General features: G+C 60.0%; 19 protein-coding genes and 1 pseudogene. 8 read left to right on the top strand and 12 right to left on the bottom strand.

Annotated features, from left to right (window positions below):
- Window positions 1-10: 10 nt before the first annotated feature.
- Window positions 11-265: a hypothetical protein gene (locus X760_RS69965; protein WP_023722392.1), complete on the bottom strand. Its 255-nt coding sequence runs from the start codon at window positions 263-265 to the stop codon at window positions 11-13.
- Window positions 266-667: 402 nt separating this feature from the next.
- Here X760_RS69965 and X760_RS69970 point away from each other — a divergent pair, with 402 nt between their 5' ends.
- On the top strand, window positions 668-1,144 hold the full coding sequence (locus X760_RS69970) for a transposase (RefSeq protein ID WP_023722393.1): 477 nt from the start codon (window positions 668-670) through the stop codon (window positions 1,142-1,144).
- Window positions 1,145-1,327: 183 nt separating this feature from the next.
- On the opposite strand, the gene X760_RS69975 is transcribed toward X760_RS69970, so the two are convergent.
- Window positions 1,328-2,500 (bottom strand): MFS transporter, encoded by a 1,173-nt coding sequence (locus tag X760_RS69975; protein ID WP_023722394.1) that lies wholly within the window; start codon window positions 2,498-2,500, stop codon window positions 1,328-1,330.
- Window positions 2,501-2,858: 358 nt separating this feature from the next.
- Between X760_RS69975 and X760_RS69980 the strand changes: the two genes are divergently transcribed.
- Both X760_RS69980 and X760_RS69985 read left to right on the top strand, forming a co-directional pair.
- Window positions 2,859-3,947, top strand: coding sequence for a glycosyltransferase family 4 protein (locus X760_RS69980; RefSeq protein WP_023722395.1), 1,089 nt, complete (start codon window positions 2,859-2,861; stop codon window positions 3,945-3,947).
- Window positions 3,948-4,183: 236 nt separating this feature from the next.
- A complete protein-coding gene (locus X760_RS69985; protein WP_023722396.1) occupies window positions 4,184-6,352 on the top strand; it encodes an amylo-alpha-1,6-glucosidase in 2,169 nt (722 codons plus the stop codon).
- An 848-nt stretch (window positions 6,353-7,200) separates the two neighbouring features.
- Here the strand turns inward: X760_RS69985 and X760_RS69990 are convergent.
- Complete coding sequence (locus X760_RS69990) at window positions 7,201-8,232, bottom strand: helix-turn-helix domain-containing protein (protein ID WP_031195095.1); 1,032 nt, start codon at window positions 8,230-8,232, stop codon at window positions 7,201-7,203.
- Window positions 8,233-8,317: 85 nt separating this feature from the next.
- Here X760_RS69990 and X760_RS69995 point away from each other — a divergent pair, with 85 nt between their 5' ends.
- The gene (locus X760_RS69995; RefSeq protein WP_023722398.1) at window positions 8,318-9,733 is read left to right on the top strand and encodes an FAD-binding oxidoreductase; all 1,416 of its coding nucleotides are present in this window, start codon (window positions 8,318-8,320) and stop codon (window positions 9,731-9,733) included.
- Between the two features lie 1,127 nt (window positions 9,734-10,860).
- On the opposite strand, the pseudogene X760_RS70005 reads toward X760_RS69995, so the two are convergent.
- From X760_RS70005 to X760_RS70040, 9 genes and pseudogenes are all read right to left on the bottom strand, one after another.
- Window positions 10,861-11,578, bottom strand: a pseudogene (locus X760_RS70005) (aspartate/glutamate racemase family protein).
- Between the two features lie 29 nt (window positions 11,579-11,607).
- Complete coding sequence (locus tag X760_RS70010) at window positions 11,608-12,867, bottom strand: MalY/PatB family protein (protein ID WP_156948283.1); 1,260 nt, start codon at window positions 12,865-12,867, stop codon at window positions 11,608-11,610.
- A 31-nt stretch (window positions 12,868-12,898) separates the two neighbouring features.
- The gene (locus X760_RS70015) at window positions 12,899-13,681 is read right to left on the bottom strand and encodes an amino acid ABC transporter ATP-binding protein (RefSeq protein WP_031195099.1); all 783 of its coding nucleotides are present in this window, start codon (window positions 13,679-13,681) and stop codon (window positions 12,899-12,901) included.
- Window positions 13,682-13,690: 9 nt separating this feature from the next.
- A complete protein-coding gene (locus tag X760_RS70020) occupies window positions 13,691-14,734 on the bottom strand; it encodes an amino acid ABC transporter permease (RefSeq protein ID WP_023722403.1) in 1,044 nt (347 codons plus the stop codon).
- Between the two features lie 99 nt (window positions 14,735-14,833).
- Window positions 14,834-15,961, bottom strand: a complete 1,128-nt coding sequence (locus tag X760_RS70025) for an amino acid ABC transporter permease (RefSeq protein ID WP_348633260.1) — start codon at window positions 15,959-15,961, stop codon at window positions 14,834-14,836.
- Between the two features lie 129 nt (window positions 15,962-16,090).
- Entirely contained in the window at window positions 16,091-17,104 is a 1,014-nt protein-coding gene (locus X760_RS70030) for an amino acid ABC transporter substrate-binding protein (RefSeq protein WP_023722405.1), read from the bottom strand.
- 164 nt (window positions 17,105-17,268) lie between these two features.
- Window positions 17,269-18,231, bottom strand: coding sequence for a LysR family transcriptional regulator (locus X760_RS70035; RefSeq protein ID WP_023722406.1), 963 nt, complete (start codon window positions 18,229-18,231; stop codon window positions 17,269-17,271).
- A gap of 44 nt (window positions 18,232-18,275) precedes the next feature.
- Window positions 18,276-18,449 carry a hypothetical protein gene (locus X760_RS76800; protein ID WP_156948285.1) on the bottom strand — a complete coding sequence of 58 codons (174 nt, stop codon included), beginning with the start codon at window positions 18,447-18,449 and terminating at the stop codon, window positions 18,276-18,278.
- Between the two features lie 384 nt (window positions 18,450-18,833).
- Window positions 18,834-19,727, bottom strand: coding sequence for an IclR family transcriptional regulator (locus X760_RS70040; RefSeq protein WP_156948287.1), 894 nt, complete (start codon window positions 19,725-19,727; stop codon window positions 18,834-18,836).
- A 130-nt stretch (window positions 19,728-19,857) separates the two neighbouring features.
- On the opposite strand from X760_RS70040, the gene X760_RS70045 reads away from it, so the two are divergent.
- From X760_RS70045 to X760_RS70060, 4 genes are read left to right on the top strand one after another with little or no spacing between them, the layout of a single operon-like run.
- Complete coding sequence (locus X760_RS70045; RefSeq protein ID WP_023722409.1) at window positions 19,858-21,459, top strand: ABC transporter substrate-binding protein; 1,602 nt, start codon at window positions 19,858-19,860, stop codon at window positions 21,457-21,459.
- Window positions 21,460-21,471: 12 nt separating this feature from the next.
- On the top strand, window positions 21,472-22,329 hold the full coding sequence (locus tag X760_RS70050) for a hydrolase (protein WP_023722410.1): 858 nt from the start codon (window positions 21,472-21,474) through the stop codon (window positions 22,327-22,329).
- Window positions 22,326-23,939 (top strand): gamma-glutamyltransferase, encoded by a 1,614-nt coding sequence (ggt, locus tag X760_RS70055; protein WP_031195105.1) that lies wholly within the window; start codon window positions 22,326-22,328, stop codon window positions 23,937-23,939. The genes X760_RS70050 and ggt overlap by 4 nt, the downstream gene beginning before the upstream one ends.
- A gap of 58 nt (window positions 23,940-23,997) precedes the next feature.
- Window positions 23,998-24,975 (top strand): ABC transporter permease, encoded by a 978-nt coding sequence (locus tag X760_RS70060; RefSeq protein WP_023722412.1) that lies wholly within the window; start codon window positions 23,998-24,000, stop codon window positions 24,973-24,975.
- Window position 24,976: the final 1 nt, after the last annotated feature.

The following is a 24,976-nucleotide window of genomic DNA, read 5'->3' on the forward strand; positions in this document are numbered from 1 at the left end:
TGAACGGCGCTCAGACACGCGCACTACACGCATACTGCGCTCCAAGCGGCAAAGGCGCGAATACCCGCTCGACTCTTCTGGCCAAGGGCCTTGCCGACGGCAGCAGCAGGAAATGCTCGGATCGGATGTCCGTGAAGCCGGTCTCCCGAAAGAGGGACGCTGCGGTGGCGGCGTTGAGGAGGACCGCGTCGTGGTCGAACGGACACCGAAACACCGCAAGACGCGTCAGTGGATTATAGGGATCGGCCTCTAAATCTAACAGCATGGTCGTCGCCTCCCTCGCTCCAAGTAAATTTCAACGCTCTGACCATGAGCCAGCTGCGAGACGTGTCGCAGGGTTTAGGTATCTGCTCGATTGCGGCGGGGCCCTGAATGTGCGGCGTGGCGCGATCCTGTGCCCTTGTCCCCAGGAGCGATGATCGCCACCAAGGATGGCGTCGGCACCTAGCTGGATTACCTGCCACAGGGTGGCGCCAGAAGACGCCCAGGAACGACTGCAACGATGGCGATGACGACAGATATGCACTACGCTGACAGCCTCTGCTTCTTGAGGCACGGCGCTAACCGCGCAGGGGAGCGGGGGTTTCTGCCCGTATTGACTAAGCTCCGTAAGTCCTTGATGTTGCGTGCTGGAGCATAGATATTTGGCGTCGCAGTGGAGTATCTCATGGCCGATCTCAAGGAAACCGAATCTTCCGCACCGACCGAAGTGCCGGTGAAAGAACAGGTATCTGACACCAAGAAAACGGCGTCGAGGCCGAAGAAAGCAACCGGGCAGCAGACGCGTGCCGTGCGGACCAGAGCGGCCAAGTCGGGCAAGCCGGTGCCTTCAGCAGAAGCGGTCGCTTCCGCCACAGTCCGGAAAGCGCGGAAGATATACTCTGAAAAGGAGCGTGCCCAAAAGCTCGGAGAGGTCGAGAAGCAGACAAGCCGGGGGGAGAGCACCAAGGCCGCTGTCAAGAAAGCAGGAATATCGGAACAGACCTACTATCAGTGGAAGAAGGCTGCCGGGCAGGCGCCACAGAGCGACGAGCTCAAGGATCTGCTGAGGCTTGAAGAGGAGAATGACCGGCTGAAGAAGCTCCTCGCCGACCGGCTCCGCAAGGAAAACGCCGATCTCAGGAAGAAGCTCGGGCTTGGTTGAGCCGGTTCCTGGGGAAAGCTGCGCCGTTGGTCGGGACCGAATGCACTTGTGCCGCCTGAGTTTCGACGCCGCAAGTCGAAGCTCGAGGGCGCTGACGAGCCCCTCTGGCATCTTCCCCATTCCGCCGCTACCGCCCCCTTGGCTAGAAGCTCGCACAATCGGCGACCATCGCCCTCATACGCGTCAATCCGATGGTGGGGGCCTTTCACGAAGTCCAATTACTAGCGGAAGGGACAGCACACAGAGTCCCGCCATCATGAGGAACCCGGGCGGGCCATAGGCTCCATAAAGCTGACCTGATACCCAGACAAGGCCCGCGGTGGCCAGCCCCGGGCCGATCGCGTAAAGGGCCTGCGCCGTGGCGGCAAGATGTGCCGGCACGCTGCTGGCGATAACACGCATACAGGCAAGATGCAGCAGTGCGAAGGTAATGCCGTGAAGCGGTTGCACGAACGCAAGCATCCAGATCACCGCCGTTTCCGCTTCCACGACCCAGCGCAGGATTCCGGCCACCGCGGCCAGAGCAGCGGCCCCGGCCACGCCAAGCCGGCGCAGCAGGATCGGCCCGACCACAACGAACACCACCACCTCCGCTGCGACGGCTTCCGACCAAAGTATGCTGCTCGCCGCCGTGCCGACCCCGGCCGCCGTCCAGCGGATGACCGAGAAGGTGTCATGCATTGCATGGCTGCCATAGATCAGCGCCGCAATCATGACGATGCGCCGGAAAGTCGGAAGACCGAGCAGCTCGCGCAGCCCGCCGATTATGCTTTGCCCGACCGGGTCCGCAGCCCGCTCGGCGCCGGTGTCTGATTCCGGCACCAGCGCGGCGGCAGCCAACGCTCCGGCGAGCAGCGCGGCGTACATCCATATAATCGCATCCAGCTCGAAAACTCCGAGCACCTGGCCAGCCGCGAGGGTGCCAGCAATGAAGGCCGCTGATGCCGCACCCCGCACCCAACCATACTCAAAACCCGGCTCGCGCACAGATGCGCGCGCCGCAAGGGCGTCGGAGAGGGTTGTGATCGGTGCCAGCCCGGCTGACTGGGCCAGATAGACGACCAACAGAAGAAAGACGCCTTGCACGGCAGCCAGCCCAAGCGTCGCCGCTACCGCGATCCCGATGCAGACCGCCAGGGTGATGCGGAGGGCACCGAGAAGATCTGCAATTCGATTGGCGAGCGGTCCGGCAATCAGCCGGGCTGCGTTGCCTAGCCCGAACAGAACGCCCAACTCTTCAGGTGTCAGGCCGCGCGCCTCAAAATACCGTGGCCAGAACGGGGACGCTGTCCCGAATGCAGCATACATTGCGGCATAGAGCGCTAAAAATGCCAGCAGCGGGCCAAGGCGTGCCATGCCAAAGTTCTGCCACGGACGCGCCTCGCGCTACAGGGGGGATCTGGAGAACGATGCTTCTTCTGCGAATAAACTCGGCCCCGCTGAAGCGGCTTCGACACGCCACGTTGACCCAGAATATGATCACCTTGATGCCGGCGCTCGCGGTCGATGCCATGCTGGAATGCTCGCACCCCCGCGAACATTCCGCAAAGATCAGGACCTAGGCCCTCAAGCCTTGCCTAGCCCGAACGTCACGATGGGCGATCTTCCCGGGAACATATTAGCAATTCGAGAGTTGGCGTCGGTGCAATACAAGGAGAGGTGTGCGCGTCGCCCGCTTTCGTTGAAGGCCGACTTTTCACGATGTCCTGCAAAAATGAAGATCGCCCAGATTGCACCTCTTATCGAATCTGTACCCCCCAGGCTCTATGGCGGGACCGAGCGTATCGTTTCATATCTGACGGAAGAGCTGGTTCGACAGGGCCACGAGGTGACCTTGTTCGCCAGCGGTGATTCACGCACTTCGGCCGAACTGGTGGCGTGTTGCGATGTTGCACTGCGCCTGAATCCCAAGTCCCAAAACCATATTCCCTACCACATCATGATGCTTGAACAGGTCCGTAAACGGGCGGATGAATTCGATGTACTGCATTTTCATGTCGATGTTCTCCACTTTCCGATAATTCGAGAGTCCGCGCAGCGAACCGTTACCACGCTTCATGGCAGGCTCGACCTTCCGTTCCTGGCGCGGCTTTACGCGATGTTCGACGACATTCCGTTGGTCTCGATTTCCGATGACCAGCGCCGGCCCATGCCGCCGGTCAATTGGCTCGGAACGGTCTACCATGGCCTGCCGCGTGATATTCTTCCATTCCGGCGGAAAGCCTCGGGATATCTGGCATTTCTTGGCCGCATCTCACCGGAAAAGGGCCCGGAAGCGGCGATAGAAATCGCCGCCCGCGCTGGAATGCCGCTGAAGATCGCGGCCAAAATCGACGCGGTTGACCAATCATTTTGGGCGGAGCGAGTTGAACCCCTGGTGCTTCGACATTCGAATGTCGAGTTTATTGGCGAGATCGATGAGCAGCAGAAGGCGGAGTTTTTGGGCAATGCGACAGCGCTGCTGTTTCCGATCGACTGGCCCGAACCGTTCGGCCTTGTAACCGTCGAGGCAATGGCCTGCGGCACCCCGGTGATAGCCTTCAACCGCGGCGCCGTTCCAGAGGTCATAGATGATGGCGTGTCCGGATTGATAGTGGACAGCGTCGACGAAGCTGTGGAGGCTGTCCGGCGGATAGGCGGTCTCGATCGCGCACGGGTACGGGAAACTTTTGAAAGGCGGTTCATGGTCGGGCGCATGTGCAGCGACTATATGGCGGTCTACCGCTCGCTCGCCGGCAACAAGCGATTTGCATTTGGCTCTCGAAATGGCCGCGCTGAAATGCAGCTGGTCAGGCCTGTTTGACCGAACCGGCCTAGAACCGATCGGCTTCGAGCCGCTTTTGATCGCGCTTTACAGCAGAATTCGCCAATCATTCGCCAAGAATTCGAACGAGGCTCTCCGCGATCGCGCGCCGAGTGCGGGATCGACGCGAGACGCTGTTGATGAGGATGGTTCGGCGCCGGCCTTATGGGGAAGCATGTGTGCCTGCGCAGCCCAAGTCTCCACCGCCCAAGTCTTTTTCGAACAGGAGGACTGACATGACCACTGAAGTCGAAGAACGCAAGCTTGATCCAGCTGTGGCTCTCCCGGCGCTCGACGAATCGGCGCCGCGCGAGCCGCATAGGCAATTTGCTCTCAAGCACGAGGACTGCTTCATCGTCGCGGACAGCTACGGCGACATACGCGGCACCGGCGACGGGCTTTTCCGCGACGATACGCGTGTGCTGTCGCGCTTCCGTCTGTTCGTCGGCGGCCGCATGCCCTCACTGCTTGGCGCCTCGCTGTCGCAAGATAACATCCTATTCACCGCCAATCTGACAAATCGGGCCACCATCGGGCCGAACGGTAGTGAAACGCTGCCGGGTGTCGTGCACATCGATCGGACCCGGTTCATTTGGCAAGACCGCATGTTCGAGCGCGTCATCTTCACGAACTACTCCGCGCGCGATGTGCTGCTGCCGGTCCGGTTCGACTTCGACGCCGATTTCCGTGACATGTTTGAGGTGCGCGGCACTACGCGCAGCCGGCGCGGTCGCGCGCATGAAGCGCTGGTGGGCGAGTCAAGAGTGACGTTTCGCTACGAGGGCCTCGACAATGTGGAGCGACAATCCGTCATCGCGTTTTCGATGACGCCCCATCAGATCCACCCCAATCACGCTGAGTTCCTCATTCTGGTGGGGATGCGTGACAGCAGAGCGCTCCATCTGGAGGTCGGTCACAGCGAGGAAATCCCGTCCAGTAATCGCTTCCGCGCGGCCGCGGCGCGAGCGCGGTTTGCCATGCGCTCAAAGCGTCGACAGGGCGCCACCGTCTTCAGCTCCGGCCGCGTGTTCAATGACTGGCTCACGCGCACGCGCGCCGACATTGCGTTGCTGACCACTGATCTGGAGACCGGGCCTTATCCGTACGCCGGTATTCCCTGGTTCTCGACCGCCTTCGGCCGCGACGGCGTCATTTCCGCCTTGCAAATGCTGTGGCTCAACCCCGACCTTGCCCGCGGGGTCCTGGCGTTCCTTGCCCGCTATCAGTCGACAGAGACTTCGATATTTGACGATGCCGAGCCCGGCAAGATCATGCATGAAACGCGCAAGGGGGAAATGGCTGTGCTGCGAGAGCTACCGTTCGGCCGCTACTACGGCGGCGTCGACACCACTCCGCTTTATGTTTACCTGGCCTGGTCCTATGCCGATCGCACGGGCGATGACGAGTTGGTCGATCGCATGTGGGACTCGCTGTGTGCGGCCATCGCGTGGATGGAGGAGGTTGGAGCCCGCAACGGAGAGGGTTTCGTGACCTACAGCAGGGCGGCAGATACGGGGCTTTTCAACCAGGGCTGGAAGGACAGCGCAGACGCTATCTTCCATAGCGATGGGACGATACCCAGGGGACCAATCGCACTGGTCGAGGTGCAAGGTTACGTCTTCGCAGCCTATCAAGGCATGGCTGCGCTGGCCGCCAAGCGCGGCGATGCCGCCAAGGCAGCGCACTGGAGCGGCATGGCAGAAAGGATCCGCAACGCGGTGGAGACGCAGTTTTGGATGCCAGACCGCAATTTCTACGCCTTGGCAATCGACGGCGAAGGCAAGCAATGCGCGGTGCGCGCCTCCAACCCCGGTCACCTGCTTTATGTCGGGCTACCGTCAGCGGAACGGGCGCAATCAATTGCTGCGCAGCTGTTATCAGCCCATCTCCACAGCGGTTGGGGCGTTCGGACTTTGGCCGACGACGAGCTTCCATTCAATCCAATGTCCTATCACAACGGCTCGATCTGGCCGCACGATACGGCAATCTGTGCCGCTGGGCTCGCCCGCTACCAGGAGCGCACCAGTGTCGTGAAGCTTATGAGCAGCATGTTCGAGGCGGCGGTCCGTTTCAACATGCGGCTCCCGGAGCTATTCTGCGGGTTTACGCGTGCGATCGGCGATGCGCCAGTGGCCTATCCCGTGGCTTGTCTGCCACAGGCATGGTCCGCCGGATCCGCCTTCATGATGCTGCAAGCCTGTCTGGGGATTCGGATCGATGGTTGGAAGCGCGAGATCAATGTCGAACGCCCTCGGCTGCCGATAGGCATCGACAACATCGTCCTCCGGCACTTAGCGGTCGGTGACGTGAAGGTCGACCTCACTTTTCAGCGCGTCGGCGACCGGATCGTCTGCTATCTCGACGAGCGACACGAGGGCCTCGTGCCGCTGGTTGTGCGCTCTTAACTGTGGGCGATGCAAAAAATGGTCGTGCATCAGGCAACCGAGTCCCATCCGACCGGGCTTCAGAGCGGTTGTATGTCTTTTTGGCGAAGGGCGGTGTCCGGCTGTCGCTTGGTACTTAATTGTAAGAACGCGCCGATTTGATGCCGGTTTCATTTAATTGTGAGAATATTGGCGGCCGGATTCTCAAATTAACTGCATTTGAGAGGAGGTTCTTTGCAGTTAATGATGAGAATGCGGTCGTTTCGGTTGGGTTGGGCAGTTAATTGCGAGAATGGGGCAGCTCAGATTCTCAATTTAACTGCAATCGCATTTATACACCGTTTTCCAGAAATTCGATCCCGTTAGTTGTGGAGGCTGCTTCTCAGATTAAATGCCAATGGCCTGGCATGATTATCAAATTAAGTGCTCGTTCTCAACTTTAGTGCATAGCTAACAAACTGAAATCATTGACAAGAAATTCTCATAATTAACTGCAAAGTGAAACCGCTTCCGACTATTTCTGCCTGAAAACTGCCGGTCCGCTATCGTCCCCAATGCTGCTTGGCGGCTTTGCGCCCGATGTCGGTCTTCAGAGATGTTTTGCCGACTACCCAGAAGCGGATATTCACCATGACACCAACGTGTCGCTTGGCGGATGATCCCGAACGGCACTTTTTGTGCCAAATACGTTGAAGGGGCCATTGGTAGATACGACTGCGACCAAATCCAGCGCTTCGCCGGCGGTATCCGGTACGCACATGTCAAGGACGGTGAAGCACCTTGAACGGAACGTATCTTTCTCTCTGTTGGCCCCCAGCGACATTCGAGGCAATCGAACGGCTTATATTTGAGGACCATGCGCGTAACCGTCATTCCTTTTGGACCGCCCGGCGCAGCGACCCGAAGCGCAAGCGATATTGCATCGGTGTAATACCGACCTTGCGGCGGAACAGGCGCCCGAAGAAACTCGTGTCCTCGTAGCCGACTTCATTGGCGATCGCTTCGACGGCGTCGTCGCTCGTTTCCAGCAGCCACTTGGCTTCTTCGAGCCGCAGCGCGTGAAGATAGTCCAATGCCTTCATGCCCGTCGCCTTGGCGAAACGACGCGCGAAGGAGCGTTCGGGCAAGCCTGACAGGCGCGCCATAACGGCGACGGGTGCCGGCTTGCGGAAATTCGATTCCGCCCATTGCTGACTTTGCTTGATTAGTGCGTCACTGGTCTGCCGCGAGCGGGCCAGTGTGGCGAAGGGCTGCTGGCCGAGGTCATGCCATTGCAGCATGTAGACCCTGGCCACCTCGATCGCCTCACGAAGTCCGACGAAGCGCGCGATCAGATAGAGCGCCAGATCCTGCCAGCTTGATCCGCCTCCTGCCATCACGATGCGCTGCGCCTCGCCACTCAGCACCAGCGACCGATCCACCTTTACCTTTACACCGGGATAGTTGTTCGTCAGCGTGTCGACATAGCCCCAGTGGATTGTCGCCTCGCGATTAGCGAGAAGCCCGGCTTCGCCCAGCAGCACCGCGCCTGAGCAGGCGCTCGCGAGCAGCGCGCCTTCCTCATGCATGCGCTTCAGCCAGCGCGCTTCAGGCTCATACTGCCCGGCGACGCTCTCGCCCGGATTGACGAAGAAATCGGGGATGCAGACGATATCAGGATGCGGACAGTCGGCGAGCGTGTGGTCGGGATGCACCCAGACGCTGTTGGCCGCGCGAAACCGGTCGGCGCTGCGCGCAACGACGTAGGGCCGCATCCGCTGGTCCCCAGCCACGCCCTGCGTGATGAAGCGAAAATCCCGACCCGGCGAGGAAAAAAGGTCGACCATCCCGTAAAGCGCCGACGCCGTGACCTCCGGGACGGCGAGGATTGCCACATTGACCGGAGTCCCCTGTTTAGCCATGGCAGAAATGACCGTTTCCTTGCGTTTTCGACTTTAGCGGGCGCTCACGTTCCGCGCTAGCGTCGTTGAAACGGAGAATGACACGATGAACGCGACGACCACCGCTTCGCTTTTGCCCGCCAGCATTGAGGGCCTTCGGTCCAGAATGCGCGGCGAGGTGCTCGATCCGGCGAGCGAGCCCTACGATGCCACGCGGGTCGTTTGGAACAATATGATCGACCGACGCCCAGCGCTCATCGCCCGCTGCCGGAACGCCGCTGATGTCATGGTCTCCGTGAATTTCGCCTGCGAGCACGGACTTGCCATCGCCATACGTTCTGGCGGCCACAATGTCGCGGGTTATGCGGTCTGCGACGGTGGATTGATGCTTGACATGTCGTTGATGAACGCCGTGCGCGTCGTCCCCGGCCTGGACCGTGCCATCGTAGGTGGCGGTGCGACTTGGGCGGATGTCGACGCCGCTACAACGCCTTTCGGCCGTGCCACGCCGGGGGGCCTCATCTCCGCGACCGGTGTTGCCGGCCTGACATTGTCCGGCGGCATTGGGTGGCTGCGCGGCACTCACGGCCTCTGCGTCGACAATCTTGTCGCGGCCGATGTCGTCACCGCCGAGGGCAGGCTGATCCGTACCGACGAGACGGAAAACCGCGATCTTCTCTGGGCGCTCTGCGGCGGCGGCGGCAACTTCGGTGTCGTGGTGAGCTTCGAGTTCAAGCTGCACCCGATCGCATCTGAACTGATGTTCTGCGGCCCCGCCTATCCCGAGGGACGCGCGAATGAAGTCATCGTGCGCTGGCGCGACTTTATGGAAACGGCGCCGGATCGGCTGAGCGGACTCGCCGAATTCTCGACCCTCCCTGACGATCCTTCTCTCCCCGAGCACGCGCGCGGCCGGCGCGTAGTGTCGCTTGCGCATGTGTATGACGGGCCGGCGGATGAAGGCGAACGAATCGTTGCGCCGCTACGCAGTTTTGGCGAACCGCTGGTCGATTTCAGCGGCCGCATGCCCTATCGCACCATTCAGTCACTGTACGACGCGCTGTTTCCGAAGGGGCGTGACCGCTGCTACTGGAAGTCGACCTATCTCTCCCGCCTCGACGACGGCGTCATCGCGGACATCACGCGGGGCATGGCAGAACGTCCGTCCGAGATGACCTTCGCCTCGATCTGGAAATTCAGCGGCGACATGCAGCGCGTGGCGGAGGACGCGACCGCCTTCGGCGACCGGTCCATGCCCTACATGCTGAGCCTCGACGCGATCTGGTCGAGCGCTTCGGACGACGACGCGAATGTCGGCTGGGTGCGCAACTTCTGGCAGCATATGCAGCGACACTCGACCGGCCGGCTCTATCTCAACTTCCCAGGCCACGGCGAAGACCCCGACCTCGTCCGCGATGCGTTTGGCTCGGAGACTTACGGACGTCTTCAACGGGTAAAGCGGCGCTATGACCCCGACAACATCTTCCGGATGAACCAGAACATCGATCCTAGAGCCGCATAGTGACGTTGAGAGCGTCGCCGACGAGTAAGGAAAAGTAGCTAGTATTTTGCAAAGGAGGACCAACCATGAAGCCGCATTCCCTCAGCGCCCGCAGTATTGGCCTGCTTATGTTCTCATTGTGTGCTTTCGGGCTGATGACGTCAGCCTCAATGCCCGCAGACAGCAAATTCGCCGTCGAGCCAGTGGTTGAGAAAAAGGTGAAGGAACTGCCCTCCGGACCGTTGTACTGGCGGCTGGATAATCTGCCCACGCTGGCGCAGGCCCAAAGCGCGGCGGGCCCGACCTCGCTTGCGGCGGAGATCGCAGGCAAGGTCTGGCTGTTCACGCTTGGACCGAAGGATGGCTCTACGACCGGCGGAACCAAGGTCGTCGAGATCGGGCCCCTTCCGCCGATCAGCGCAAGCGAGTATTTGCTGCGCGTCAACCGCGCCGGTGGAGCGCCCGGCGTCAAGACGAAGATCCATACGCATCCGGGACCGGAGGCCTTCTATGTGCTGGCCGGCAAGGTCGGCCAGAGGACGCCCCACGGAGTGACCTATGCTGAAGCTGGCACAGCCATGATCGGACACGGGGCCAACACGCCGATGGAGGTGTTCAGCGTCGGCACAACCGATCTCGATGAGCNATCTTCGTGGTCGACGCCAAGCAGCCGTTCTCGTCGCCTGCCAGCCTCGACTGAGGCGACATTTCCCAGGGTGGTACTTCCGCTCTGTTGCAGACAATCGGTCAACGAGCTGAGAATGTCCGCCCTGGGTCGATGACGGAACGGCCGCTTCTCGACAACATGTTCCCGGACCCGCCCGTCAGGTGACGGCCCCATAACTGTCGGTCAGCAAAGCGCCCAATTTCGGTTGTCCAAGTTGCGTTGGCCAACTTTCAAAAGCTGACGTCGCCTGAGCGACCCACTCACCGCACCACGGAGCTTTCTTGCTCGACCTGCAATCGGCCCCTAAATTCTCGCTAAGGAGAATGATGTCTTGGGCGGCGACACCTCGGCGTACGCGTCCGTTCGGCAGCAGAAAGGAAGGGGGGAGCGCTTCGGCGTGGATATGCTAAACGACTGACCACAGTTGGACGCACTCGATTGACTGCGGTTGGACGCCCTCCTTGCGAGGGGCCGCTCTGTATCATTCAAACCTGTCCAGCCCCTTCGCGTGCGCCGGCATGGCCCATACACCACGTTTGGAGGGCTCGAGGCCGCAACGTATCAGGGTCTCCGCAAGACCGACCGCGGCGCCGATTCCGTCCACCACGGGAATATCGTGCTTGCGCTGGAGAGCGGATGCGAACTCGGCCATACCGGCGCAACCCAGCGCAATCCCCTCCGCCCCCAGCCTGATGCCTTCGCGTATGAACTCCGAGATCCGTTCGGACGCACCACTCTCAGGCCTCTCCAGCTCAAGGACCGGAATGTCGGAAGCAAACACCCGGCGGCAGCGATGGGAGAAGCCGTAGCGCCGAATGTTGTCTTCAATGAGCGGCACAGAGCGTGACAAAGTGGTCACGACACAGAAGCTGTGGGCGACAAGGCTGACGGCATGGAACGAGGCCTCACCGATGCCAATAACCGGCTTGGTGGCGATCGCCCTCGCCGCGTCGAGACCCGTGTCGTCGAAGCAAGCTATGATATGCGCGTCGACATGCTGCGCTTCCGCCGCGACAACCTGCTTGAGCAGGCCCGGCAAGCAGAGTGCGCCGTCAAATGGCCCTTCGATTGCTTCAGGTCCCACAGTTGGCTGCATGCCGACGATTTCGGTCCCCGGGGCCTGCCGCCGCCATAGCCGCGGCAACGATCCCTCTGGTCATTGAGGTGGTCGTGTTGGGATTGATGACGGCAATTCGCATTCGGCGTATCCTGGCCTGGTTCCGGTCGATCACATGGATGCCAGCGCGCTGGACATGCGCTCCAGCCCTCGGCGCAACAGAGGACGCGGGCAGCCGACATTCAGACGAATGAAGCCTTCGCCGCCAGGCCCATACACGCGGCCGTCGTACAGATTGACACCCGCCCGATCGACGAAGAACTTCTGAATTCCACCCACTCTGCGATCGAGCGCGCGCGCATCCAACCACACCAGAAACGATGCGTCGGGCCGCATGGGCGTAATGCCTGGAAGGTATTCGCCGGCGAATTCGCAAACCAGATCAATGTTGCTGGCGACGTAGCCTGTGAGTTGGTCGAGCCATGGCGCGCCGCTGCTGTAGGCAACCTCCAGGGCCAAGCGGCCGAAAAAATTCGCGTTCACCATGAATGACGCCTGCATTGCGGCGAGAAGCGTCTCGCGGCGCTTTCTGTTGGCGACCGAAATGGTTGCCGAAGGAACCCCGGCGAGGTTGAAAGTCTTCGTCGGGGCGGTGCAGATGAACGACTTGTCCGCGGCATCGTCCGAGATGGAGGAGAAGACGATGTGGGAACGATCCGACAGCCTGATGTCGCAGTGAATGTCGTCGGATATGACCAAGATCCCATGGCGCTCACAAATGTCGTTCAGCGCCGCCAATTCTTCGCGTGTCCAGGCCATTCCGGCAGGGTTGTGAGGATTGCAGAGCAGGAATGCCTTGGCACCGCCAGCCGCCAGTCTCTCGAAATCCTCCAGATCGAGCTCATATCTGTTGTTCTGCAGCCTCAGCCGGTTCGTAAGCAGAACCCGCCCGTTTCCCTGAACCACTTCGAAATAGGGCGAGTACACGGGCGACTGCACGATGACGCCGTCACCGGGCTTGGTTAAGGTTCGCAGTATCGCAGCCACCGACGGCATGATCGCCGGCGCGGGAAGCAAGGTCTCCAGTTTCGGCGACCAGTTGTGCCGGTGCGCGAACCACGATTGCACGATCTCATAGTGGCGCGGATCGCGGCGTGTGTAGCCATAAATGCCGTGGTCCGCGGCTTCGCGCAGCCGCGCGATGACCGTTTCCGGGGCACGGAAATCCATATCCGCCGTCCATAGGGAGAGCAGGTCTTCTCCCTCGACCCGTGGCGAGAACTCATCCCATTGGTTGGCCCATTTGACGGACCCGAATTGCTGGCGGTCGTGGATCTGGTCGAAATCGACTTCCGCAATATTTCTTTGCCCAACTGCCGATTTGGGCGTGTCTGCACAAGCCATTTGCTTATCACCAGGAATCTGTGCCACGGTTGCGGCCGCCTTGCCGCTGCGGACGTCTCTATTTGAGGATCTGCGCCAGAAACTGCCGCGCCCGCTCCGATCGGGAGTTGGTGAAGAACTGATGGGGCGTGTTCGTCTCGACGATCTCCCCGCGGTCCATGAACACCACGCGGTCGGCCACCTCGCGCGCGAAGCCCATCTCATGCGTCACGCACAGCATCGTCATGCCTTCGCCGGCGAGCGACACCATCGTATCGAGAACCCCCTTGACCATCTCCGGATCGAGTGCAGAGGTCGGCTCGTCGACAAGCATGATCTTTGGGTTCATGCAGAGAGCCCGGGCGATTGCAGCGCGTTGCTGCTGGCCACCCGACAACTGCCCTGGGTAGCTGTCCGCCTTCTCGGCAATTCTGACGCGCTCCAGATAATGACGCGCCAATTCCTCAGCCGCCGTCTGCGGCATCTTCCTCACCCACACCGGCGCAAGCGCGCAATTCTCAAGCACAGTGAGATGGGAAAACAGATTGAAGTGTTGAAAAACCATCCCGACATTGCTGCGGACTTCGTCGATCTTGCGCAGATCCTCGGTCAGCGCCTTGCCGTTGACGATGACCTCGCCCGACTGATGCTGCTCGAGATGGTTGATGCAGCGGATCATCGTCGATTTGCCCGACCCGGAGGGGCCACAGACGACAATGCGTTGACCGCGCGGCACCGAGAGGTTGATGTTCTTGAGAGCATGAAATGAGCCGAACCATTTGTTGACATCACGCAGCTCAACGGCCATCGCCTGGTTGTAGGGCGTTCCCTTGGTCGCTGTGTACATTGCTTGAGACATCATCGTCGCGCCCTAGGATTTGTGGCCGCGCGCCAGTTGGCGCTCCATCGATTGCGAGTAACGGGACATGCCGAAGCAAAAGCCCCAGTAGACCAGCCCCGCAAAGAGGTAGCCGGTCGAGGAGATCGTCGGGCCTGCCCAACTCGGATCCACCCGCGCCGTTTCGACGGCCCTCAAGAAGTCTGCGATGCCAACGATGGCGACCAGAGTCGTGTCCTTGAACAGGCCGATGAAGGTGGAGACGATGCTCGGTATGACGATCGTCAACGCCTGGGGAAGGACGATCAACCGCATCATGCTGAAGTAGCTGATCCCGAGCGCGTTCGCCGCTTCGTATTGACTCTTCGGGATCGCCTGAAGGCCGGCCCTCACAACCTCGGCCATATAGGCGGACGAGAACAACGCTATCGCAATGAGCGGGCGGAGAAGTCGATCCGGCGTCAGATAGTCCGGCACGAACAGCGGCATCATGAAGTTCGCCATGAACAGCACCGTGATGAACGGCACGCCCCGGACGACCTCGATGAATGTGACGCAAACCGCCTTGACGAAAGGCAGTTCCGACCTGCGCCCGAGCGCCAGGATGACCCCGATCGGAAGCGAGAAGACGATGCCGACAATCGACATCAGTAGCGTGATCAAGAGACCGCCCCAGAGCGTCGTATCGATGACGGGCAAATTCAGGAAAGCCACGCCGCGCACCAGAACGAACGCGGCAACGGGGTAGACAAGGAAGAATAGCAATGCCGCCACTTTGCGCCGCGGAGCCTTCGTCCACAGGAACCAGACGATGAGGATGGCGGCGAGAGCCTCTGCGAGATCAACGCGCCACCGTTCGGAAACCGGGTACGCGCCGTATCGCAGATAGTCGAACTTCTCGGCGATGAAGGGCCAGCAAGCTCCTTCACCGTTCGCACGGCAAGAGTCGCGGCCGCCGCTCCACACAGCGTTGAAGATCGCAAAGCTCAGAAAATGCTGCAGCAGCCACACGGCGAGGAGGATAAAGCATATTGTCAGCGCGCCTGAAGAAGGCGTCGAAAACAGATTCTTTTTCATCCAGGTCACTGGACCCGGCCAAACGTCAGCGGGGGGCGCCATCGCTGGTATGAGCGCGCTGCTGACAACTGGCGAATGCATGGACTGATCACTCATGCATCACCTCTCGACGATCGCAAAATGTCGGTTACACGCGTTCATGGCCAACGACGTGGCAAGGGAGATAACGAGATAGACGGACAGGGTGATCGCCATGACCTGGACGGCGGCGCCGGTCTGGTTGAGCACGGTGCCTGCAAAGATCTGAACGAGGTCGGGATAGCCGATGAACACCGCAAGCGACGAGTTCTTGATTAGATTGAGATACTGGCTTGTCAAAGGCGGGATGATAATACGCAGCGCCTGCGGAACAACGACAAGGCGAAGCGTCTTGCCCGGCGCCAGCCCCAGCGCATACGCAGCCTCGCTCTGGCCCTTTGGCACTGCCTGGATTCCACTCCGGACGATCTCGGCGATGTAGGATCCGGTGTAGACCGACAGACCGATCAGGAGAGCGGCAAACTCTGGATAGAGTTGATGTCCGCCTTGAAAGTTGAAACCCCGTAGCTGTGGCGCGACGAACGAGACCGGCTCGCCAGCCGCCAAGAACACGACCAGCGGAAATCCTATCAAGGTCGCCAGACTGACCAGAAGCACCGGCAGCTGCTTGCCCGTCCGTCTCTGGACGCTTCTGGCGCGAAACCAGAATGCAACGCAGCAGGAAATGGCCGCCACGAATGCCAGGCCCACCAGCCCCGCTCCCGGATGCAAATGAATCTCCGGAATGATGAGGCCGCGATTGTTGAGGTAGATGCCGCCGGGAATGGCGATGGACGCCTTCGGGGAGGGCAACGGCTTGAGGACAGCGTTGTACCAGAACAGCAGCTGCAGCAACAACGGGACATTGCGCACAAGCTCGACATAGGCGGTCGCCACCTTCGAAACGATCCAGTTCGGCGAGAGGCGGGCAACGCCGATGACGAAGCCAAGCAAGGTGGCCAGCAAGATTGCGAGGAAGCTGACGTAGAGGGTATTGACCACTCCCACCCAGAACGCCTGACCGTAGGTGGATAGTGCATCGTACGGTATCAGAGTTTGATTGATGTCGAAGCCGGCAGCCTCACCCCAAAAATCGAGTGAGAGCGGAATCCCCCGGACCCGCATATTCGATGCGGTCTGCATGCCGATGCCCAGGGCCAAAGCCAACAGGCAACCTGCGAGCAAGAGCTGGTAGAAAACGCCGCGCACTTTCGTATCGTGCAGCGATAGGCTCCTGCGCGAGGGCGCTGGAAGCGACAAATCGGACATGGCGGGTTCCTATCGGATCTGTGCAAGGCGCTGGCGGTAACGCGCCAGCGCCTTGCAACCATGCTTTGCCTAGCGGATCGGCGGAGCGTACTGAACGCCGCCTTTGTTCCAGAGCGCGTTCATGCCACGCTCCATTTTCAGCGGGGAGTCCTTGCCGACATTGCGATCAAACACTTCGCCGTAGTTACCGACCTGTTTGATCACCTCGACCGGCCAGTCGTCGCCGAGCCCGATGTCCTTGCCGATGCTGCCTTCCAGTCCAAGCAGACGGCGGATGCTGGGATTGTCCGACGACTTCATCGCATCAACGTTTTTGGAGGTGACCCCGTATTCTTCGGAGGCCACCATGACGTAAAGCGTCCACTTCGCCACATTGAACCACTGGTCGTCTCCCTGCCGCACTGCCGGGCCAAGCGGCTCCTTGGAGATCAGTTCGGGAAGAACGATGCTGTCGTCCGGCTTGGCCATGCGAAGCCGCGATGCGTTCAAGGTAGAGGTGTCCGCCGACAGGACGTCGCAACGCCCCTCCTCGTAAGCCTTCACGACAGCTTCCTCGTCGGCGAAACCAACCGTGGTGTACTTGATCGACTGCGAGCGAAAATAGTCGGCAAGGTTCAACTCGGTCGTGGTGCCCTGGGTGACGCAAATCGATGCGCCCTCGAGCCCCTTGGCTGATGCGATGTTGTCCGCCTTGCGCACCATAAATCCCTGACCGTCATAGAAGTACGTCCCCGCAAAAAGTATGCCGAGAGACGTATCGCGCGACGATGTCCATGTTGCGTTGTGTGCAAGAATGTCGATCTCCCCCGACTGCAAGGCGGTGAAGCGATCTTTTGGCGTCAATGGGATGAACTTAACCTTCTGCGCATTCCCGAGCACGGCAGCAGCCACGGCGCGACAATAGTCGACCACAAATCCGGTCCATTTGCCTTCATTATCGGGAAGGCTGAAGCCAGCGGTGGCCGAATTTGTGCCACACGTCAGCACGCCATTTTTCTTGACATTGTCGAGGGTTGCGGACCACGCCGAGGAAGCGGTGCACGCGATAGCGAGGCCAAGAAGGCCCTTGAACGTTGATCTCATTTCGGAATTCCCCTGTTTTTGTTTGAAAGGAATGTGCTCTCCAGGTTAAGTATTCGTCAAATCGATTGTTCTCATGATGAAAATGAGCGTCGCGCATAATTGCGAAGCACTCCTCGCAGGTGAAAAGGCGCTTGAGTGGTAAAACAGACGACAGCGCGCGCGACCTATTTTGCGGCCGACCCCGGTGCTCCGACGGTCGACCCTTGGTGTCTCTTGGTCCGCGACTCGTTGTCGATGCCCACGATGATTTCCCGGAGCCACTTGGTCCCCGGGTCATTCGCCATCTGGCGGTGAACAATAAGCCAGGCATTCACATTCGATATGGGAAGGGGTGGCGGGACCAACGTCACCTCACTCCTCTCGTCCAGCATTTGCAGGATGGCATCACCGCAATGGGTAATCAGTTCAGTGCCGCGAAGCGCCCAGGGCAGCACCAGATAATTCGAGATGGTCGCAACGACTTTGCGACGAAGACCCATCTGTTTGAGGGCGGCATCCGCGAGGCTTTCTGCCAGGCCATCTGCGGAAATCTGGAGGTGAGAACTGGCCAAATACGTTTCCAATGTCATTGCGTTTCTGGCAATCTTGCTTCCACTCCACACCGCGCAAAACAATCGGTCCTGGCCAAGCTCCACCTTCAAGAGACCTGGGTCGTCGCGTATCGCTGCTCCCGTCAGCGCACAGTCGACTTGTCTCAAATAGACCGATGAACCGATTTCAGGTCCGTTTGCGGGAATGACGTTCAGCGTCGCGCCAGGAGCTTGCCTAGAAAATTCTCGAATGAGGCCTGGGATGAAAACCATGGCATGATAATCTGTAAGTCCAACGCGAAAATTACGTCGGGTCGTTGCTGGATTGAATAACTGATGCCGATCGATCGATGCGCGGATCGTTGCAAGCGCGGCAGAAATATCTGACAACAGCTCAACTGCCCGAGGAGTTGGCCGCATCTCGCCCCCATCTCTGGTGAACAATTCGTCCTGCAATAGATACCGAAGCTTCGATAGGGAGTGGCTTACAGCTGATTGTGTTCTGCCTAATTCGATAGCCGCGCGCGTCACGCTCCTTTCACGCATCATCACGTTAAAGACTCGCAATAGATTGAGGTCGATATCGTTATAGTTCATGGAACTACCCTCATTTGCCACAGAGACGGACGCGCTAGGCCGCACTACCACGTTGGATTGCGACGGTGACAGATGGCGCACGAAGAGTGAAGATAGAAGTCCTGCGCCACGCCTTTGACTCTGGCGGTTGAACAGGTGACGGCCAAGGCGGCGGCGCGCAATTTCCCCTCGCTGCGGATATTGCGAAGCTCGGTTTCAAACATATCGGAGAGCTTCATCAATGAGTCCGACGGCGAGCGTTGCGAGCGTTTTGCGCTCGATAAAGACATCTGATCGGCACTGCTGGCGAGCAACCGATGCAAGACTGCGAGTTTTGAGCTCCGCCAATAGTTTGTGCTGCTTGGGTCCGCAACGAGGGTCGCCAGCGGAACGTCCGCTTGCTGATGACTTCATCCTAGAAGCTGACCCGTCTGCTCGCGGCCCCAAACTAGCCGCGTACCTTTAGGTCCACACAGGTTCATAGACCCCTTTTTGAAGAGACTCAGCTTGCATTAAAAACTAGTCCTCCTCCTGGATGGGCCGCCTCCGCCTGCGAGTAGGCGAGCGCCATAGCCAGGAGATTCTCGATCCCAACCGGGCCTTTGCCGAGGGCGCTCGCTGCATCATTTCATAACCGGTGAGCGGAAACCGAGAGCGGCAGAAATTCGCTGGGCGGCTTTGGCCACCATTTCACCGAGTTCGCATATGCGTTCTTCTGGTACGCGGTTTTCCGGGGCAGCGATGTTTAGTGCTGCGACTATCCTGCCAGGGGAAGCGAACACAGGCGCGGTGATCGAAATCAGATCGTCATTGATCTCGCCGTGACTGACAAAAAATTTTGACTTGCGAATCTGCTCAAGCCCGGTCCGCAGAAGCTGGGGATCGGTCACGGTTTTCTTGGTGAAGCGCTTCAGGGGGCTGGCAAGAATGGCTTCGCGCTCGTCATCTTCAATATGGGCCAAGAATGCCTTGCTCGAACCTGCATGCAGTGGACGCCGCCGGCCTACAATCGCGTTAACCCGAAGATCCCGCTTCGGTTCCCATTTGGCGACGCAGAGGCTTTCATGGTCATCGCGGATTCGCAGTTGCGTGGTCTCGCCGATCTCGCGGCCGAGTTCTTCCAACACAGGTGTTGCGATGCGGATCAGGTCCATCTGTTCGCTGGCGGCATGCCCTAGCATCAGTGCGGCGAGGCCGAGGCGATAACCCTTTCCGTCTGTCGAGCGCGCCAGCAAGCCGCGCCGCACCAGTGTCTGCAAAAGCCGGAACGCACGCGCCTTGCTGTCGCCAGAACGCCGCGCGATTTCGGAAACACCAAGGTCTGCCTCGCCCGCGACGGTCTGTAACAGGCTGATGGCGCGATCGACGGAATCCACCGTGTATCGGGTCTCTACTTGAACGGTCATGTCTTCGATCACCCCCAAAAACGTCACATACCCATATAAACTATCGATTTTGTTTCGTCTAGTGAAACAGCGGTTTATCTGTATTGACAAGAGCAGGGCCTTGTTTTTCAACTGCCTGGTCAATGGAAGGAGGCCGGCACCGTTAACGGGTCCAATTTAAGAGGGCACGACGATGGCAAGCGGCGGCAAAAAGAACTCCTCCGGACTGAACTATCCAGAGTGGACACGGAGAAAAACGAGAATGATCAGCCGGACAATTTCACGGCGTGCGCTGATGCGATGGGCGCTCGGCAGTGCCGCTATTTTGCAAAGCACCAGTTGGACAGGGCTTGCCCAGGCGGCTGCAAGAGGCCAGTTGCGGATCGGCATGGCCGCTCCGCCGACGACCTTGGATCCGCATCTGAAGAGCAATGCTCCGAACAATGCGCTTGCCACACATATTTACGATACGCTCGTCACAAACGACGAAAAATCAGTCTCCAGACCGGGGCTTGCGACGGCCTGGCGCGTGATCGACGACACCCATTGGGAATTCGAACTCCGGCCTGACGTGCGCTTCAGCGACGGCGAACCGCTGACGGTGGACGACATCACTGTCTCCTTTGACCGAGCCAACACGATCGAAAGCACGGCCTCCTTCCGGACCTATACGCGCAACATCAAGTCAATCACCTCACCTCAAGCCGGCAAGCTTGTCATCGAGACGAAGCAGCCGGAGCCCCTGCTGTCCAATTCGCTCAGCCGCATTCGCATAATCCGCGCTAAGTTCAAGGATGCGACGAGCGACCAGTTCAACAACGGCACCGCCTCGATCGGCACGGGTCCCTATGTGCTGAAGGAATATGTTCCCGGTAACCGTGTCGCACTCTCCGCCAATCCTAACTACTGGGGCGCGAAGCCTGCTCTGCCAGAGGTCGAGCTTCGCATCGTCACCGATGCCGGCGCGCGGCTTGCGAACCTGCTTGCCGGCGACCTCGATCTTGTTGAGCAGGTGCCCTATGAAGGCATTGCGCGCGTCGAAAAGGACGAGCGGTTTCATGTCGTCCGTGGTGTCTCGAGCCGGGTCGTCTTCTTCTCGTTGGACACGTTCAGGGACGTGTCGCCCTTCATCACCGACAAGGACGGCAAGCCACTCGACCGCAACCCGCTGAAGGATCTGCGCGTGCGACGCGCGCTGTCCATGGCCATCGATCGTAAAGCCATCGTTGAACGCCTGATGCAGGGCAATGCTGTCGTTGCCTCGCAATTCCTGCCGGTCGGCGCGCCGGGCACTTCAGCTGCTATCAAGCCCATTCCGTTCGATGCCCAGAATGCCAAGGCGTTGCTCGCCGAGGCCGGTTATCCAGATGGATTCGGCTTGACGATCCACGGACCCAACGACCGCATCGTCAACGACTCCAAGATCGTGCAGGTGGTGGCCCAGATGCTCACCCGCATCGGCTTGAAGGTCAGCGTCGACGTCATGCCCTGGTCGGTTTATGCCGACAAAGCGGATGCGCATACGTTCAGCTTCAATCTGGATTCTTGGGGCGTAAACACAGGCGAGACTTCGAACCCGCTGACGGCGCTGATCGCGACGCAGAATTCCGACGCTGGTCTGGGCATCGCCAATTCGGGCCGCTACTCCAATCCCGACGTCGATGCCAAGCTCGCCGTGGCCAAGCGGACGCTCGATGATGCCAAGCGCGAAAAGATGCTGTCGGAAATCAGCGACATTGTCTTCAACGATGTCGCCCTGATCCCGATGCACCACGAGGTTCTCGTGGTGGCTGCCCGCAAGGATATTCAGTTCACGACGCGGGCCGATCAGTACACGCTGGCCATGAACGCCGAGATTGCCTGAGGAGTTGTCGACTTGACGAGCACTACCACTGGGTTCGTTGCGGATCCCGGTCGCGCTATCTATGATCTTGGCGCGACCGCAATCTTTGCTTCCAAATCAGATCCGCGCTTTCACTATTGCCTCTATGTACCGCGCTCGGTCGGAGACGGCGCCAAGGTCGATCTGCTGGTTGCCATGCACGGCACTGGCCGAACCTCCTTCCTGGACTTCCGAGACGGTTTCGCCGAGTTCGGGCGCTGGAATGACTGCGCCATTTTGTGCCCGGTGTTTCCAATGGGCGTTCTGGGCGATGGTGCCCGCAGCGGTTACAAATACATGCTGGAAGGCGACATCCGTTACGATCAAGCGTTGCTCGCCATCGTCGAGGAAGTCAGTGCCAAATACCGTCAGGACTGGAGCCATTTCGCCATGTTCGGCTTTTCCGGCGGCGGGCATTTCACGCATCGTTTCGCCATTCTGCATCCGGATCGGCTGTGGGCGGCTTCGATCGGCGCGCCCGGCTCGGTGACCCTGCTCGACCCGACCCGGGACTGGTGGGTAGGCATTCGCGATCTTCCAGAGAAGTTCGGTATCACCTTCAACGCCGCGGTACTGGCCAAGGTGCCTGTCCAGATGATTGTCGGCGACGCTGATCTGGAGACTTGGGAAATCACGCATCGTGAAGGCGGGACCCACTGGCTGCCCGGAGCCAACGATGCCGGCCGCACGAGGCCGGAACGCCTCAGGGCATTGTGTCAATCGTTCGAGCAAGTGGGCGTGCGCGTCCGCTTCGATTTGCTGCCGGGGGTCTCCCACGACCGATTGGAGGTTCTTGATCCCGTCCAGGATTTCCTCGCAGAAGAACTCAAGCAACGACGGAACGCGTCGTGATGAATGCAATGATCGTTGCGCCACAGCCCGAAGCGGTGGAGGCAGGCGCCCTCGTGCTCAAGCGCGGCGGCAACGCCGTCGATGCGGCGATTGCCTGCGCTTTCTTGCAGGGCGTCGTGGATCCACAAATGTCCGGCCTTGGGGGCTTTGGCTCTATGCAGGTCTATATGCCACGGCGCGGCGTGCACGAGGTGCTTGAGTTCTATGCAAGGGCGCCGCTCAAGGCCTCCCCGGATATGTGGAGCGAACTGCTGGTCGGCCAATCGCGCGACGGTTTCGCTTTTCTGCTGGAAGGCGGCATCAGCGAGGTCGGCTATCTCGCCGTCTGCACCCCCGGCAGCGTCAAGGGTTACGCGGAGGCGCTGGCGAGATACGGCACCTTCGATTGGGCCGACGTCATCGCACCCGCGGCCGGGCAGGCGAGGCGAGGTTTCATGGTACGTCCGCATGTCCATTGGTATTGGGCGCAGGACGGAGTCGATACCGGTGAAGTGCGGACCCTCGACAAGCTCGGTTTCAGCAAGACCGGACGCGCCATCTATTTCCGCGCCGACGGCACGGTGAAGCTGCCGGGCGACATAGTCGTCAACGCCGACCTCGCGCATACGTTGGAGCGCATCGCTGCAGCTGGCCCTGATATCTTCTACAAGGGCGAGATCGCCGACGAAATCGCGGCCGACATGGCCGCGAATGGAGGCCTGATCGAGAAAGACGACCTGGCCAACTATCAGCTCTCTACCGCCGAGCCACTCTGGGGGGAGTATCGCGGCTACGATATCGCGACCAGCCCACCGCCCGCCAGCGGCATATCCATGCTGCAACTGCTCCATACCCTTGAACATTTTGACATCGGTGCCCTGGGCCACGGCAGCACCGAGCATGTCATCGTACTGGCAGAGGCGATGAAACGCATGACCATCGACAAAGATCGACACCTCGGCGATCCAGCCTATGTCGATGTGCCGGTCGGGCGTCTTTTGTCCCGGGAGTATTGCGGTCAAATGGCCGACGAGATCAAGGCTGGGGTTCGGGCCGAAGTCCAGCGAGTGGACGACCGGTCGCCGCGCGAGACGACGCATATCTCGGTGATCGACCGGGAAGGCAATGCCGTCGCCTTGACCCACACGCTGGGCAGTCCGTCGGGAGCGATCACCGATGGCTTGGGTTTCATGTATAACGGAACGATGAGTCGCTTCGATCCGAGGCCGGGCAGGGCAGGATCGCTGGCCCCTGGCAAACGGCGAGCCAGCTCAGCGGCACCCACCATTGTCTTCAAGGATGACCGGCCGGTAATTGTGATGGGAGCGCCGGGCGGCAGCTATATCGCGCCATCCATGGCCCAGGGCCTGATGAACATCATTGATTTCGGCATGAGCATGCCGGAAGCGGTGGCCGCCCCGCGGATCGTGGCGGTGTCGAACACGATCGACGTCTCCAACCGCATTCCGCGCTATGTCACCGACGAAATCGAGGGCAAGGGCTACGAGGTGAAGCGCTCGTGGCAGAGCTACGCTTTTGCCGCTCTTCACGGAATCCAGATCGAGGACGGAGTTTGTCGTGGCGGCGCCGATCCGCAACGCGACGGCATGGCTATCGCGGTGCCGGCGTGACGGGTCTTGCGCACACGACCGGCGATACTTCCGGGCAAGCGGGCTGGGGAAGGACGTCATGACCGCTGCCATTGTGCGTCGTCTGTTTCAGGCCGCAATGGTCATGTTTGCCATGACCGTCATCGTCTTCATCGCGGTCAACGTCATTGGCGATCCGGTCGACATTCTGATCTCGCCCGATGCGGACCAGATCGAGCGTGCGCGCGTCGTCCAGGCACTTGGACTCGATTTGCCGCTTTGGCAGCAATATCTCCGCTTCCTTCAGGCGGCGCTGCATGGCGATCTCGGCCAGAGCTACGTTTACAATGAGCCGGCGCTCGGGGTGATCCTCCAGCGCCTGCCGGCAACGCTCGAACTGGCCGTCTCAGCGATTCTCATTGCTATCGTCGTCGGCGTGCCGCTCGGCCTCTATGCCGGGCTGCGGCCAGATGGCATCGTCAGTCGCATCATCATGACTGTCAGCATTCTTGGTTTCTCGCTGCCGACGTTCTGGGTCGGTCTGGTGCTGATCATGCTTTTCGGCGTGCAACTCGGATGGCTGCCGAGCGGCGGACGCGGGCAGACTGCCGAATTGTTCGGCGTCCAATGGGCATTTCTGACCAAAGACGGCCTTGCCCACCTGATCCTGCCGTCGTTCAATCTCGCTCTGTTCGATGCCTGCCTCATTCTACGCCTGACACGCGCCGGTGTCGCCGAAGTCCTGCCGCTCGACTACATCAAATTCGCCCGGGCCAAGGGACTCAAGGAGACGCGGGTCATCGGCATCCATGTCTCAAAGAACATCATGATCCCGGTGGTGACCATCGTCGGCCTGGAGTTCGGTTCGATCGTCGCCTTCTCGGTCGTCACCGAAAGCGTCTTCAGTTGGCCAGGCATGGGCAAGCTGATCATCGACAGCATCAACGTGCTCGATCGTCCGATCATCACTGCCTACCTGATGGCGATCGTCGCCTTCTTCGTCATCATCAATCTCGTCGTCGACCTCACTTACACCGCACTCGACCCTCGGGTGCGGCTCCAGGGCGAGGGATCGTAAC

Origin of the sequence: Mesorhizobium sp. LSHC420B00 (assembly GCF_000503055.1) — a bacterium.
Classification (GTDB): Bacteria; Pseudomonadota; Alphaproteobacteria; order Rhizobiales; family Rhizobiaceae; genus Mesorhizobium.